This is a genomic window from Lentzea fradiae, from assembly GCF_900100955.1.
GTDB lineage: Bacteria > Actinomycetota > Actinomycetes > Mycobacteriales > Pseudonocardiaceae > Lentzea > Lentzea fradiae.
The window spans coordinates 177,786-190,729 of record NZ_FNCC01000009.1 but is presented as its reverse complement, the minus strand read 5'-3'; the positions used below and the strand labels follow the sequence as shown (position 1 = coordinate 190,729).

Here is a 12,944-nt window from a genome sequence, read left to right as displayed (position 1 = left end):
TCGAAACCTGGGAGGAGACCCATGCCCGGACGTCAGGAGCTGCCCGGCACGGTGGCGCGGTCACCGGAGAAGGCGCAGCGGACGTGGATCAAGGCGCACGACGCGGCGGTCGAGACGTACGGAGAGGGCGAACGCGCCCACCGCACGGCGTTCTCCGCCCTCAAGCACGGTTTCGAGAAGGTCGGTGACCACTGGGAGCCCAAGCGCCACAAGGGCCCTTCCGACCGGCAGGCCGAGCGCGGCACCCCGCGGCAGGGCGAGACGGCGGGCGGCGTGGACGCGAACGCGAGCAAGCGGCACCTCTACGACGTCGCGAAGCGGCTCGGGGTGGAGGGCCGTTCGCAGATGGGCAAGGACGAGCTCGTCGACGCCATCCGCAAGGCGAACGACCGCGAGACCGCGCGGGCCCGCTCGTGAAGGTCGTCATCACCGGCGCGACCGGAAACGTCGGCACCGCTCTGTTGCGCAGGCTCGCCGGGGAACCCGGCATCGAGGTGCACGGCATCTCCCGGCGGCCTCCCGGCGACGAGCCGCCGTACCGCGGCGTCACCTGGACGCCGATCGACATCGGCCGGGCGGGCGCGGAGGAGCCGCTGGCCGCCGCGTTCGACAGGGCCGACGCCGTCGTCCACCTCGCCTGGCTCATCCAGCCCGCGCGCGACGAGCGCCTGACCTACCGGGTCAACGTGGCCGGGTCGGAACGCGTCTTCTCCGCCGCGGCCGAGGCCGGCGTGCCGCACCTCGTGCACATGTCGTCGGTCGGCGCGTACTCGCCGGGCTCGAAGGACCGCCGCGTGGACGAGTCGTGGCCGGTCAGGGGCGTGTCGTCGTCGTTCTACAGCAGGCACAAGGCCGCGGTGGAGCACCTGCTGACGCAGTTCGAGCCGCGGCTGACCATCTCGCGCCCGCGGCCCGGCCTGATCCTGCAGCCGGACGCCGGGTCCGAGATCCACGACTACTTCCTGGGCAGCCTGGTGCCGAAGGCGGTGTTCCGGACCGGTGTCCCGGTGCTGCCGCTGCCGCGCGACCTCGTGCTGCAGTTCGTCCACGCCGACGACGTCGCCGACGCGCTCGTCCGGATCCTGCGGCAACGGCTGCCCGGCGCGGTCAACCTGGTGTCCGAGCCCGTCATCACCCCCCGCGCGCTCGCGGAGGCGCTGGGCGCCAGGCACGTGGCCGTCCCGGGAAAGCTGGTGCGCGGTGCGGCGAACCTGAGCTGGCGGCTCCGGCTGCAACCGACACCACCCGGCTGGGTGGACCTGGCGCTGAGGTCACCGCTGCTCGACGCGTCGCGGGCCAGGACGGAACTGGGCTGGGAGCCCCGCTACGACGCGGAGCAGGCACTTCGCGCGATGGTGCGCGGAATCGGGCGGGGCGAGGGGGTTCCCGGCAGCCCGGCGTTGTGACCGCCGGGTGAACCGGTTCCGGGAACCGCTTCAGCGAGTAGCGTTTCAAGGCGTTTTCCGGGGCTAACTCTCCTCTATGGACGAGCCCTTCGACGCGATCCTGTTCGACCGCGACGGCACCCTCATCGAAGACGTGCCGTACAACGGAGATCCGGCCCGCGTCACCCCGATGCCCGGCGCGCGTGCCGTGCTGGACGCGCTGCGGGCCCGCGGCCTGCGCACGGGCGTGGTGAGCAACCAGTCGGGCATCGGGCGGGGACTCGTCACCGAAGCGCAGGTCGCCGCGGTGAACGCGCGCGTCGAGGAGCTGCTGGGCCCGTTCGGCACCTGGCAGGTGTGCCCCCACCACCCCGATGACGCCTGCCCGTGCCGCAAACCGGCTCCCGGTATGGTGCTCGCCGCCTGTGCGGCACTGGGGGTCAGTCCCGCGCGCACGATGGTCGTGGGCGACATCGGGGCCGACGTCGAGGCCGCCCAGGCCGCGGGCGCCGTACCCGTTCTCGTACCGACTCCGGTGACCAGGGCCGACGAGGTCGGCCGCGCACCGCGCACCGCACCGGACCTGCTCACCGTGATCGGGATGATCCGGTGAGGACGCTGGTGGCCAGGCTCGACAGCGACGGTGACGTCCTCCTGGCGGGACCGGCGGTGCGCGCCGCCGCGACCGCGGGCGAGGTCGTCTTCCTGTGCGGGCCCAACGGGCGGCACGCCGCGGAGCTGCTGCCGGGGGTGACCCGCGTCCTCGAGTGGGAGTGCCCGTGGGTCGTCCACCCGGCGCCGGACGTGCGGCCGCTCGACATCGAGGCCGTCATCGCGCTCGTGCACGGCGTGCGCGCCGACGTGGCGCTGGTCCTGACGTCGTTCCACCAGAGCCCGCTGCCGCTCGCGCTCATGCTGCGGCTCGCCGGGGTGCCGCGGATCGTCGCCCGGTCGGCCGACTACCCCGGGTCGTTGCTGGACGTGCGGCTGACCGAGGAGCGCGACGTCCCGGAGGCGGTGCGCGCCCTGGAGGTCGCCAGGGCGGCGGGCTTCGAGCTGCCGGAAGGAGACGACGGCCGGCTCGCGGTCGCCGACCCTCCCGGGAGCGGGCTGGACCGGCCGTACGTGGTCGTCCACCCCGGTGCGTCGGCACCCGCCCGCACCTGGTCGCCCGACCGGTGGGCGAAGGCCGTCGTCGCGCTGACCGCGGCCGGGTTCCGCGTGGTCGTGACCGGAGGCCCGGGAGAGGCAGGGCTGACCGAGCACGTCGCGGGCGCGTGCGGGATCGACCTGGGCGGGCGCACCACCTTCCGGGAGCTGAGCGGGGTGCTGGCCGGTGCGTCGGCGGTCGTCGTCGGCAACACCGGGCCCGCCCACCTCGCGGCCGCCGTCGGCACACCGGTCGTGTCGCTGTTCGCGCCGGTCGTCCCGGCCGCCCGCTGGGCACCGCACGGACAGCACGTCCTGCTGGGCGACCAGGACGCTCCGTGCCGCGGCACGAGGGCCCGCGAGTGCCCCCTGCCCGGTCACCCCTGCCTGGACCTGGTGGAACCGGCCGATGTCGTCGCTGCGGTAGCGGAGGTCATGACATGAGGATCTTGTTGTGGCACGTGCACGGCTCCTGGACGCACTCGTTCGTCCAGGGCGGGCACGAGTACCTGGTTCCCGGCCCGCCGCACGGCATCGGGCTCGCCGGGCGGCACTGGCGGGCGAGGGAGGTCGATCCGTCCGAAATGGACTCGGCGGGCGCCGACGTGGCCGTGGTGCAGCGGCTGGAGGAGCTGTCCCAGGTCCCGGAGGGCGTTCCGGTGGTGTACCTGGAGCACAACACGCCGAGCATGCCCGCCCAGCAGCACCCGCTGGCGGACTGGGACGGGGTCCTGGTCCACGTCACGCACTTCAACGACCTGATGTGGGACTGCGGCGGCACCAGGACCGTCGTGATCGAGCACGGCGTGGTCGACCCCGGACCGCTCTACACCGGTGAGCTGCCGCGCGCCGCCGCCGTCATCAACGACCCGGTGCGGCGCGGGCGGATCGTCGGCACCGACCTGCTGCCGCGGTTCGCCCCGATCGACGTGTTCGGCATGAAGACCGAGGAGATCGGCGGCCTGGGCGACCACGACCTGCCGTCGCTGCACCGGGAGCTGGCACGGCGCCGCGTCTACGTGCACACGCCGCGGTGGACGTCGCTGGGCCTGTCGTTGCTGGAGGCCATGCACATCGGGATGCCGGTGGTGGCGCTCGCGAGCACCGAGGCGATCCGCGCCGTGCCGCCGGCGGCCGGTGCCATCTCGACCGACGTGGACGAGCTGGTCCGCGCCGCGGGGGAGCTGGTCGCCGATCCGGCGCTGGCCAGGGAGAAGGGACGGCGTGCCCGCGAGTTCGCGCTGGCCCACTACGGACTCGACGCGTTCCTGCGCAGCTGGGACGCGCTGCTGAAGGAGGTGATCGGGTGAGGATCGCGATGGTGTCGGAACACGCCAGCCCGCTCGCGGCGCTGGGCGGCGCCGACGCGGGAGGCCAGAACGTGCACGTCGCGGCCCTGGCCGCGGCGCTGGTGCGGCGGGGTCACGAGGTCACGGTCTACACGAGGCGCGACGGGCGGCTGCCGTGCCGCGTGGGCACTCCCGACGGCTACGAGGTCGTGCACGTGCCCGCCGGGCCCGCGACGCGGCTGCCCAAGGACGACCTGCTGCCGCACATGACCGAGTTCGCCCGGTTCCTGCGGCAGGACTGGTCGCCGGACGTGGTGCACAGCCACTTCTGGATGTCCGGGCTGGCCTCGGTGCTCGCCACCCGCGGCACACGCGTCCCCGTCGTGCACACCTACCACGCGCTGGGCACGGTGAAGCGGCGCCACCAGGGCGCCGGTGACACCAGCCCGCCCGAACGGATCGCCGTGGAACGGCTGGTGGGCCGCGAGGTCACCGCCGTGGCGGCCACGTGCGACGACGAGGTGCACGAGCTGACCGGCATGGGCCTGTGGCGGTCGAAGATCACGGTCGTGCCGTGCGGCGTCGACACGCAGGCGTTCGCGACCACCGGTCCCGTGGCGGAGCGCACGGCCGCCCGCCGGATCGTGTCCGTCGGCAGGCTGGTGCCGCGCAAGGGTTTCGACGACCTCATCGCCGCGCTGCCCTACGTCCCCGGCACCGAGCTGGTCATCGCGGGAGGCTCCCGGGACCTGACCAGCGACCCCGAGGCACAACGGCTTCTCGCGTGCGCGAAGACCCGTGGTGTCGCGGACCGCGTGCGGCTGACCGGGCAGGTGGACCGGGCGGACATGCCCGCGCTGCTGCGTTCGGCGGACGTCGTGGCGTGCGTGCCCTGGTACGAACCGTTCGGCATCGTGCCGCTGGAGGCCATGTCCTGCGGTGTACCCGTGGTGGCGTCGGCGGTCGGCGGCCTGAAGGACACCGTCGTCCACGGCGTGACGGGCGTGCTGACCCCGCCGCGCGACCCCCGCGCTCTCGGCCGGGCCCTGCGCAAGGTTCTCGCGGACCGCTCCCGCGCGATGGCCTACGGCATCGCCGGACGGGACCGCGTCGAGGCCCGGTACACCTGGGACGAGGTGGCGACCCGCACGGAGCTGGTCTACCAGCGGGCGTCGGCGACCGACGGTCTGGCGGTGGCGCGATGACGGTCGAAAGCCACCTCGACGGACTGACCGGCACGCTCGCCGCCCTGCGCGCCCAGGCGCCGCGCGTGCAGCGGTGGGGGACGACGCTCGCGCGCCTGCTGCTCGACGGCGGCAGGCTGCTCGCGGCGGGCAACGGCGGGTCGGCCGCCGAGGCGCAGCACCTCACGGCCGAGCTGGTCGGCCGCTACCGCCACGACCGCGCGCCGTTCTCCGCGCTGGCGCTGTGCTCCGAGACGTCCAGCGTCACCGCGATCGCCAACGACTACGGCTACGACCAGGTGTTCGCCCGTCAGGTGACGGCGCACGCCAGGGCCGGTGACGTGGTGGTGCTGCTGTCCACCAGCGGCAGCAGCCCGAACCTGCTGGAGGCCGCGCACGCGGCGAGGCGCGCCGAGGCGGTCGTGTGGGCGTTCACCGGCCCGTTGCCCAACCCGCTGGCGGCGCTGGCCGACGACGTCCTCGCGCTGCCGGGCGAGCCGTGCAACGTGCAGGAGGCGCAGCTGGTCGCCGTGCACGCGTTGTGCGAGGCGTTCGAGGCCGCGCTGCCGCTGGCGCACCGGAGGGCGTCGTGAAGCTGGTCGTGGTGGGCGACTCCCTGCTCGACGTGGACGTGGAGGGCACGGTCAGCAGGCTGTGCCCGGACGCGCCGGCCCCGGTGCTCGACGTCGTCGCCGAGCACCCGCGGCCCGGTGGCGCGGCGCTCGCGGCGACGATGGCCGCGCGCGACGGCGTGGACGTGACGCTGGTGAGCGCCGTGTCCGCCGACGAGGCGGGGGAGCGGCTGCGCTCGCTCGTCGAGGTGCCCGCGATGTTCGGGCGCGCCGGCTCCGTGCCGGTGAAGACGAGACTTCGCTGTGACGGGACGTCCTTGGCGCGCATCGACCGCGGTGGTCCGGCCGAGCCGCCCGAGGTCACCGACGACATGCTGGACCTGGTCCTGTCCGCGGACTTCGTGCTGGCCTCCGACTACGGCAGGGGGATGCTCCGCGACGAACGGCTGCGGTCCGTGCTCACCCGCGTGCCGGTGGTCTGGGACCCGCACCCGCGCGGACCGCAACCGGTGCCAGGGGTGCGGCTCGCCACGCCGAACCTGTCCGAGGCCACGAAGTTCAGCGGCACGGGCGACCCGGACGAGGCGGCGCGTGCGCTGCTGGACCTGTGGCAGGCCAAGGCCGTGGTCGTGACGCTGGGCAGCGGTGGCGCGGTGCTCCACTGTGGAGGGACACCGGTCGCCGTGCCTGCACCGCCGGTCGTGTCGGCGGACCCGTGCGGTGCCGGGGACCGGTTCGCGGCGGCCGCGGCCATCGGCCTGGCCCGCGGCGCCCCGTTCGACGAGGCGGTGGCCGCCGCCGTGGCCGCGGCGGGCGAGTTCCTGGCGCACGGCGGCATCTCGGGGATGCGCGCGACACTTCCGTCCACTGTGGAGGAAGTGCGCCGGCGCGGCGGAACCGTCGTCGCCACCGGCGGGTGCTTCGACGTCCTGCACCCCGGCCACGTCCGGATGCTGGCGGCGGCCCGCGCCCTCGGCGACTGCCTGGTGGTGTGCCTCAACTCCGACCAGTCGGTGCGGCGGCTCAAGGGCGAGGGCCGCCCGGTGAACCGCCAGGACGAACGGGTCGAGGTGCTGCGCGCGCTGGAGTCGGTCGACGACGTCGTCGTGTTCGGCGAGGACACCCCGGCCGCCGTGCTGGGGAGGCTGCGCCCGGACGTGTGGGTGAAGGGCGGCGACTACACCGCCGAGCTGCTGCCGGAGGCGGAGGTCGTGCGGCGCTGGGGCGGGCGCACCGTCGTCGTGCCGTACCACCCGGGACATTCGACGACCGAGATCCTGTCCAGGAGGACTTGATGTTGCAGGGAAACGTGCTGGTGACCGGAGGCGCGGGCGGACTGGGGGCGGCCGTGGCCGAGGCCGTGCGGGAGGCGGGCGCCACACCGCTGGTGCTCGACAAGTCCGCGCCGTCGGCCGGTGACTTCGAACTGGTCGACCTCGCCGACGGGCGGGCCGCCGAGGCCGCCGTGCGGGCGCTGGCCGACCGCCACGGCGGCTTCAGCGCGGTGGTGACCGCGGCGGGCATCGACCGGTGCGGGACGCTCGAGGAGGTGCCGGCGGACGAGTGGGAACAGGTCGTCAGGGTCAACCTGTTCGGCACGGCGGCGGTGGTCCGCGCCGCGCTGCCGTTCCTCGGCACCGGGCGGGTGGTGACGATCGCGTCCACCCTCGGGCTGCGCGCGGTCAGCGACGCCACCGCCTACTGCGCCTCGAAGTTCGGTGTCGTGGGCTTCACCCGCGCCCTCGCCGCCGAGACCGCGGGCAGGGTCGGCGTCACGCTCGTGGTGCCCGGCGGGATGCGGACGAGCTTCTTCGACGACAGGACCGAGCAGTACCGGCCGAAGGACCTGGAGAAGCTGAACCCGCCGGAGCGGGTGGCGGCGGCCATCGTGTTCGCGCTCGGGCAGCCGGAGGGGTGCGAGATCCGCGAGCTGGTGGTGGCGCACGCGGAGGAGCCGTCCTGGCCGTGACGAGCCGGGCGAGAACCGCAGTGCCGGAACGTCCCGGCACGGCGGTTCTTCGCGGGGCTCAGGCCGGGATGGGCCGTTCCGCCAGTGCCGACGTCACCGCGTGCGGGTTCGCCGCTATCGTGCGTCCGGTCTTCTCCGACCACTCGTGACCCTCGTCGGTCTCCGAGCAGCTCGGGCCGGGGCCGCGGTTCCAGTACGTCCACGCCTGGCCGGGGATCGTGTAGCCGATGTCGCCGAGCCCGCCCGCGATCTCGCTGATCACGTGGTGCGCGCCGTCCTCGTCGCCGGTCACCGCGACGCCCGCGACCTTGTTGTACGCCACCGGACGGCCCGGCGGGATGTCGTGGTCGGCCAGGCGGGACGTGGTGACCTTTTCAGGGTGCGGTCGAGCACCACGGCACGCATCAGGGCTGCCTCCACTTCTCGTCGGCGAGCATTCCGCTGGCCTGCGGACCCATCAGGGACATCCCGCCGTCCACGACGAACGAGGAACCCGTGACGTACGAGGCGGCGGGCGTGGCCAGGAACGCCACCACCGCCGCGACCTCGTGGGCGCTGCCCGGCCTGCCCAGCGGCACGCCGGGGCGCGGCTGGGTCTGCGGGTCGACGTCCTCCTGGCCCGTCATCGGCGTGGAGATCTCGCCGGGGGCCACGGAGTTGACGGTGATCCCGTGTTCGGACAGCTCGAGCGCGAGCACCTCGGTCAGGCCGCCGAGGCCGGCCTTCGCGGCGCAGTACGGGGCGGCGCCCACGCGCGGCAGGTGCTCGTGGACCGAGGTGATGTTGATGATCCGGCCGCCACGCCCGGCGGCGATCATCCGCTTGGCCGCGCGCTGGGAGCACAGGAACGCGCCGTCCAGGTCGACCGAGAGCACCTCGCGCCAGGTGTCGAACGACATGTCCAGGAACTTCTCGCTGGTGCCGGTGCCGGAGCAGTTCACCAGGACGTCGACGCCGCCCAGCTCGTCGATGACGGACGCGGCGGCCGGCAGGTCGGTGAGGTCGAGCCGCCGCACGGCGCACTGGACGCCCGCCGCGCGGACCTCCTCCGCCGTGCGTTCGGCTCCGTCGGAGTCCTCGTGGTAGGTGATGCCGACGTCGACGCCGCCGCCCGCCAGTGCGACGGCCACGGCCTTGCCGATGCCCGAGTCCGATCCGGTCACGATGGCGTGCCTGGGTGCGTTCATGAGACGCGAGTACCCGCGGGGGTGGCCTGCATGCGGAGCGCGAAGTGGTTCAGCGTCGCGGGCAGCGGGGCGTCGAGCGCGGGGAGCTCCAAGTGCTCGCCGAGCACGTCCAGCATCGCGGCGCCGGTGGCCAGCACCAGGTCGCGGCCGGGGCAGACGCCGGGGCCGCCGCTGAACGGCACGATCGCCGGGTCGAGCGGCCTGTCCCAGATCTCCGGCGCGTACCGGTCGGCGTACGGCAGCCGGTCGGGGTCGCGGTGGAAGAACGGCGTGAACACCACGAACAGCGTGTCCTCCGGCAGCCACGCGCCGTGCCAGCGGGTGGCGGTCCTGCTCTCGCGCAGGATGACCGGCGTCGTCGGCCACAGCCGCGCCGACTCGAGCATCCCGTGCGTGCCGCGCCCGCCGATGGCGAGGGCGCGCATCGTGACGATGCCGGCGGCGTCGAACGCGAACAGCCAGTGCGGGATCTGCGTGGCGAGGTCACCCGGCTGGGCGGCGAGGCTGCCCTCCTCCGCCCTGGCGAGATGCTCGCCGAGGCGGCGCTCGAAGCGTTCGCGCAGCTCACGGCGCCGCGGGTGCAGGAACGCCCAGTTGGCGTCACCGCGCAGTGCCTTGAGGTCGTCGGTGAGCTGGTCGTCGCCGCGGGCGCCGTCACCGAGGACGATCCTGCGCACGATCCGCCACCACGCCTGGGCGAACGAGTCCCAGGTCAGCTCGCCGGTGCTCCTCACGTGCCTGGTGAGCAGGTCGGCCTCGTCGCGCACGATGTCCTCGACGGGCACGTTGCCGGGACGCAGCGCGCGTTCGTTGACCTCGCGCAGCCGCTCCCGCTCGGCACCCTCGGAGATCAGCACGCCGTGCGGCTGGAAGTGCCTCAACGCCGCCTTCTTCTCCTTCGTGGCCAGCGCGAACGGATCGGGTGACTCCGCGAGCAGCCTGCCGACGTCGGTGGGGTCGACGAGGACCGCGATGCTGCGCCCGGTGACCCGCAGCCGGACCGGCTCGGGGCCGTAGCGGTCGCGGAGCCCGCGCATGGTCTCGACCGCCGACGCGTCCGACTGGAGCTTCTCGGCGAGGGACATCACGGCGGGCCTGCGGACGATGACGCCCTTGGCCAGCGTCGGCAGCAGCACGGTGGAGAGCACGCGAGTGGTGTCGAGTCGAGATGAGATCGCCATGCGGAACGGCTACCCGCTGACCGGTGTGTGAACCACCCGGACGGCGGGTATTCGCGGGTCAGCTCGAACCAGGAGGTCGGGATGCCAGCAGGATCGAACGCGAAGCGGGAACGCCAGTACGAGCACATCAAGGACTCCGCGCAGGACAGGGGAGCGTCACCCAAGCGGGCGAAGGAGATCGCCGCCAGGACGGTGAACAAGAACCGCGCCCAGTCCGGTGAGTCCAAGACCGCCAGCAAGTCGTCCACTCAGGACATGTCGCCGCAGAAGCGCGGTGGCCAGCGGTCGGGCACGAACCGCCAGAAGGGCCTCACCAAGGAGCAGCTCTACAACGAGGCCAAGAAGAAGAACGTCAGGGGTCGCTCGACCATGACGAAGAAGGAGCTCGCGAACGCGCTGGGACGCTGACGTGCCGGAAGCCGGTCCCGAGATCGACAAGGCGACGGCGCTGACGATCCTCACCACCGAGCACTACACGTTGCAGATGGTCCGCAGTGCGACGATCGCCGACGCGGCGAGCCGCGCGGGCCATCTGCTCACGACCATCTCGGCGTCGATGATCGCCCTCGGGTTCGTCGCCCAGCTCGTGCCGGTGACCGTGCTGCTGGTCATGATGCTGGTGATCTCCGGCGGCCTGTTCCTGATCGGTCTCGCCACCCTGTTCCGCACGGTGGAGCGTTCCGCACGGTGGAGCTGACCATCGAGGACGTGCAGGCCGGGCTGGGCATCAACCGCATCCGGCACGTCTACGGCGACCTCGAACCCTCCACGAGGGACGTCTTCGTGCGGCAGATGCACGACGACACGACCGGTGTGGAGCTCGACGGCGGCCAGACCGGCTGGCGCAAGGCCAGGCGGCCGCGGCTGATCGGCACCGCGCTCGGCGTGTCCGGGCTGGTGAACCTCGTCAACGGGATCGTCGCCGGCGTCATCGGCGGTGCCACCGCCGGACTGCTCGGCGCGGGCCTGACCTGGTCGATCGTTCTCGGCGCCGCCGTCGCCGCCACCGTCATCACCGCCTTCGGCGTGATGCTCGGCCGGATCGGGCGGCGCGGACTCGCGACCGTCACCACCCGCTTTCCCCGCCAGACCTGAGCTCGCACCACCCGACCTGCGGCAAGACCTGAACTGAAGGAGAACCACCACCATGCAGTACGACGTCGTCGACCTGATCATGCAGGACCACCGCGAGGTCGAGCGCCTCTTCGCGGAGCTGAAGGGACACCCGGAGAAGCGGCCGCTGCTCACGCCGGTGCTGTGCGGTCTGCTCGTCGCGCACAGCCGCGCGGAAGAGTCCGAGATCTACCCGGCCGCCAAGGAGGCCGGTGGTGAGGACGAGGTCGAGCACAGCCAGGAGGAGCACGCCGAGGCCGAGCAGCTGCTCGTCAAGCTCCTCGACTGCGAGTACGACTCGCCGGAGTACGAGAAGGCGCTGCAGGACGTCGTCGACTCCATCACGCACCACGTCGAGGAGGAGGAGAAGACCGTCCTCCCCGGCATGCGCCAGCGCCTCAGCGCCGAGCGCCGCTACGAGCTCGGCGAGCTGTTCGCCCGCAGCCGGGCCGAGCACCTCGGTGAGATGCCCGGCCAGGCCAGCCGCGAGGAGCTGCTGACGCAGGCCAAGAACCTGGGGCTGAGCGGGGCGTCGAGCATGAGCAAGGCACAGCTCAAGAAGGAGCTGGAGAAGGCCGCCTCGTCCTGATCCGCTGTTCCGCCAGTGCGCCGCCGGGGGGTTCCCCGGCGGCGCACTCATGTGCGTGGGGCGAAGTCGCGTGAGGACGGCACCAAGGCCGCCAAAGCCGGTGCCGCGAAGCAGATCACCGCGCACGCCACCAGCACCGCCGCCGCGCCGAAGGCGGAGATCGCCGGTGCGATCAGGGCGAGTCCGACCGGCGCGAGGCCGTACGACATCAGGAAGTCCAAAGAGGACACGCGTGCCAGCTTCGACGGCTCGACCTCGCGCTGTGTCGCCGTGAACCACGGCACGTTGAACAGCTCGATCCCCAGTCCTGCCACGACATAGGCCCCGACCACGACGAACGGGTGCACCGGCAGCAGCAGGCTGAGCGGCGCGAACCCGTACAAAGCCAGTCCGAACAACGCCGTCCAGCCGACGAACCGCGGTCGCCAGCGGGCGATCAGCAGGGCCCCGGCGAGTGCGCCGAGCGTGTACGCGGTCAGCGCTCCGGCGAGCACCGCCTCCGTGCCGTAGCGGTCGCGGCTGACCAGCGGGAGCACGACACCGGTCGCCGAGTAGCCGGTCGCGATCACCGCGGTCAGCGCGCCGAGCCCTGCGAGGAACCACGGGTGGCGGCGGGCCTCCCGCACCCCGTCCAGGAAGTCGGCGACGAAGCCGGAGCCGGACGCGCCCGCCACGACCCCCGTCCCCGCCGGTGGCACCAGCGCGGCCACGAGCCACAGCGCGCCGATGCCGAGCAGCAGGACCTGCGTCGTCAGGAACAGCGCCAGCAAGGCGGTCAGGCCCGGTGCCACCAGCGTCGTGACGCGCACGGACAACGTCATCGCCGCGTTGGCCCGCTGGCGTTGGTCCGGCGCCACCACCTCGGCGGTCAGCGCCTGGAACGCCGGGCGGCACGCGCCCTGGCCGGCGCCCATCAACGCCGCCGCGAGCCCCGCGACGACCAGTGAGCCGCCCACCGACATCGCCAGCACGGGCGCGGCGAGTGCGGACGTGAGACCCGAGACCAGGACGACCTGGCGACGGGCGTAGCGATCGGCCAGCACGCCGCTGACCGGGACGGCGGCGAGGAACCCCGCGGTGCGCGCGGCGAGCAGCACGCCCAGTTCCACGGCCGTCAGCGAACGGGAGAGCACCGCCAGGCCCAGGACGAACGGCAGCGCCCAGGTCGCGATGCCGGACGCGGTGGTCGCCGTCCAGAGGCGGAGGAACGCGGTGCTGCGCAGCACGGACGGGCTGCGCGCTGTGTCGTGGACCACTCGATCGACCTTCCGGAGCGGGGTTGATTTGAAAATGATTGTCGTTACAGTAGCGCAAGCCGATCGAGTG

At 73.1% G+C, this 12,944-nt stretch carries 17 protein-coding genes; 13 read left to right on the top strand and 4 right to left on the bottom strand.

Annotation, left to right across the window (positions count from 1 at the left end):
- Nucleotides 1–21 precede the first annotated feature (21 nt).
- From BLT23_RS22505 to BLT23_RS22465, 9 genes are all read left to right on the top strand, one after another.
- Entirely contained in the window at nt 22–417 is a 396-nt protein-coding gene (locus BLT23_RS22505; protein WP_090051811.1) for a ChaB family protein, read from the top strand.
- A complete protein-coding gene (locus BLT23_RS22500; RefSeq protein ID WP_090051810.1) occupies nt 414–1,406 on the top strand; it encodes an NAD-dependent epimerase/dehydratase family protein in 993 nt (330 codons plus the stop codon). Before BLT23_RS22505 ends, BLT23_RS22500 begins: the two co-directional genes overlap by 4 nt.
- A gap of 76 nt (nt 1,407–1,482) precedes the next feature.
- Nucleotides 1,483–1,998 carry a D-glycero-alpha-D-manno-heptose-1,7-bisphosphate 7-phosphatase gene (locus BLT23_RS22495; RefSeq protein ID WP_090051809.1) on the top strand — a complete coding sequence of 172 codons (516 nt, stop codon included), beginning with the start codon at nt 1,483–1,485 and terminating at the stop codon, nt 1,996–1,998.
- Nucleotides 1,995–2,978, top strand: a complete 984-nt coding sequence (locus tag BLT23_RS22490; protein WP_090051808.1) for a glycosyltransferase family 9 protein — start codon at nt 1,995–1,997, stop codon at nt 2,976–2,978. Before BLT23_RS22495 ends, BLT23_RS22490 begins: the two co-directional genes overlap by 4 nt.
- Nucleotides 2,975–3,844, top strand: a complete 870-nt coding sequence (locus BLT23_RS22485; RefSeq protein WP_090051807.1) for a glycosyltransferase — start codon at nt 2,975–2,977, stop codon at nt 3,842–3,844. Before BLT23_RS22490 ends, BLT23_RS22485 begins: the two co-directional genes overlap by 4 nt.
- Nucleotides 3,841–5,028 carry a glycosyltransferase gene (locus BLT23_RS22480; protein WP_090051806.1) on the top strand — a complete coding sequence of 396 codons (1,188 nt, stop codon included), beginning with the start codon at nt 3,841–3,843 and terminating at the stop codon, nt 5,026–5,028. The genes BLT23_RS22485 and BLT23_RS22480 overlap by 4 nt, the downstream gene beginning before the upstream one ends.
- Complete coding sequence (locus BLT23_RS22475; RefSeq protein WP_090051805.1) at nt 5,025–5,600, top strand: D-sedoheptulose-7-phosphate isomerase; 576 nt, start codon at nt 5,025–5,027, stop codon at nt 5,598–5,600. The genes BLT23_RS22480 and BLT23_RS22475 overlap by 4 nt, the downstream gene beginning before the upstream one ends.
- Nucleotides 5,597–6,874 carry a D-glycero-beta-D-manno-heptose 1-phosphate adenylyltransferase gene (rfaE2, locus tag BLT23_RS22470; protein WP_090051804.1) on the top strand — a complete coding sequence of 426 codons (1,278 nt, stop codon included), beginning with the start codon at nt 5,597–5,599 and terminating at the stop codon, nt 6,872–6,874. The genes BLT23_RS22475 and rfaE2 overlap by 4 nt, the downstream gene beginning before the upstream one ends.
- Nucleotides 6,874–7,548, top strand: a complete 675-nt coding sequence (locus tag BLT23_RS22465) for an SDR family oxidoreductase (protein ID WP_090051803.1) — start codon at nt 6,874–6,876, stop codon at nt 7,546–7,548. The genes rfaE2 and BLT23_RS22465 overlap by 1 nt, the downstream gene beginning before the upstream one ends.
- A 58-nt stretch (nt 7,549–7,606) precedes the next feature.
- Here BLT23_RS22465 and BLT23_RS22460 read toward each other — a convergent pair whose 3' ends face one another.
- The 3 genes from BLT23_RS22460 to BLT23_RS22450 form a co-directional block, all read right to left on the bottom strand.
- Nucleotides 7,607–7,870, bottom strand: a complete 264-nt coding sequence (locus tag BLT23_RS22460; RefSeq protein WP_218133835.1) for a flavodoxin family protein — start codon at nt 7,868–7,870, stop codon at nt 7,607–7,609.
- A gap of 82 nt (nt 7,871–7,952) precedes the next feature.
- Nucleotides 7,953–8,735, bottom strand: a complete 783-nt coding sequence (locus tag BLT23_RS22455) for an SDR family oxidoreductase (RefSeq protein ID WP_090051802.1) — start codon at nt 8,733–8,735, stop codon at nt 7,953–7,955.
- Nucleotides 8,732–9,916, bottom strand: coding sequence for a cytochrome P450 (locus tag BLT23_RS22450; RefSeq protein ID WP_090051801.1), 1,185 nt, complete (start codon nt 9,914–9,916; stop codon nt 8,732–8,734). The genes BLT23_RS22455 and BLT23_RS22450 overlap by 4 nt, the downstream gene beginning before the upstream one ends.
- An 81-nt stretch (nt 9,917–9,997) precedes the next feature.
- Here BLT23_RS22450 and BLT23_RS22445 point away from each other — a divergent pair, with 81 nt between their 5' ends.
- From BLT23_RS22445 to BLT23_RS22430, 4 genes are read left to right on the top strand one after another with little or no spacing between them, the layout of a single operon-like run.
- Nucleotides 9,998–10,324, top strand: a complete 327-nt coding sequence (locus tag BLT23_RS22445; RefSeq protein ID WP_090052085.1) for a plasmid stabilization protein — start codon at nt 9,998–10,000, stop codon at nt 10,322–10,324.
- A 1-nt stretch (nt 10,325) separates the two neighbouring features.
- Complete coding sequence (locus tag BLT23_RS22440) at nt 10,326–10,613, top strand: hypothetical protein (protein ID WP_090051800.1); 288 nt, start codon at nt 10,326–10,328, stop codon at nt 10,611–10,613.
- The gene (locus BLT23_RS22435) at nt 10,604–11,011 is read left to right on the top strand and encodes a hypothetical protein (protein WP_090051799.1); all 408 of its coding nucleotides are present in this window, start codon (nt 10,604–10,606) and stop codon (nt 11,009–11,011) included. The genes BLT23_RS22440 and BLT23_RS22435 overlap by 10 nt, the downstream gene beginning before the upstream one ends.
- A 52-nt stretch (nt 11,012–11,063) precedes the next feature.
- The gene (locus BLT23_RS22430) at nt 11,064–11,618 is read left to right on the top strand and encodes a hemerythrin domain-containing protein (RefSeq protein WP_090051798.1); all 555 of its coding nucleotides are present in this window, start codon (nt 11,064–11,066) and stop codon (nt 11,616–11,618) included.
- Nucleotides 11,619–11,665: 47 nt separating this feature from the next.
- Here the strand turns inward: BLT23_RS22430 and BLT23_RS22425 are convergent, their stop codons facing one another.
- A complete protein-coding gene (locus tag BLT23_RS22425) occupies nt 11,666–12,844 on the bottom strand; it encodes an MFS transporter (protein WP_090052082.1) in 1,179 nt (392 codons plus the stop codon).
- Nucleotides 12,845–12,944: the final 100 nt, after the last annotated feature.

Coding starts and splice junctions, on each gene's coding strand:
- BLT23_RS22465 (WP_090051803.1), top strand. CDS start 6,874: ATGTTGCAGGGAAACGTGCTGGTGACCGGAGGCGCGGGCGGACTGGGG.
- BLT23_RS22495 (WP_090051809.1), top strand. CDS start 1,483: ATGGACGAGCCCTTCGACGCGATCCTGTTCGACCGCGACGGCACCCTC.
- BLT23_RS22505 (WP_090051811.1), top strand. CDS start 22: ATGCCCGGACGTCAGGAGCTGCCCGGCACGGTGGCGCGGTCACCGGAG.
- BLT23_RS22455 (WP_090051802.1), bottom strand. CDS start 8,735: ATGAACGCACCCAGGCACGCCATCGTGACCGGATCGGACTCGGGCATC.
- BLT23_RS22430 (WP_090051798.1), top strand. CDS start 11,064: ATGCAGTACGACGTCGTCGACCTGATCATGCAGGACCACCGCGAGGTC.
- BLT23_RS22475 (WP_090051805.1), top strand. CDS start 5,025: ATGACGGTCGAAAGCCACCTCGACGGACTGACCGGCACGCTCGCCGCC.
- BLT23_RS22485 (WP_090051807.1), top strand. CDS start 2,975: ATGAGGATCTTGTTGTGGCACGTGCACGGCTCCTGGACGCACTCGTTC.
- BLT23_RS22445 (WP_090052085.1), top strand. CDS start 9,998: ATGCCAGCAGGATCGAACGCGAAGCGGGAACGCCAGTACGAGCACATC.
- BLT23_RS22450 (WP_090051801.1), bottom strand. CDS start 9,916: ATGGCGATCTCATCTCGACTCGACACCACTCGCGTGCTCTCCACCGTG.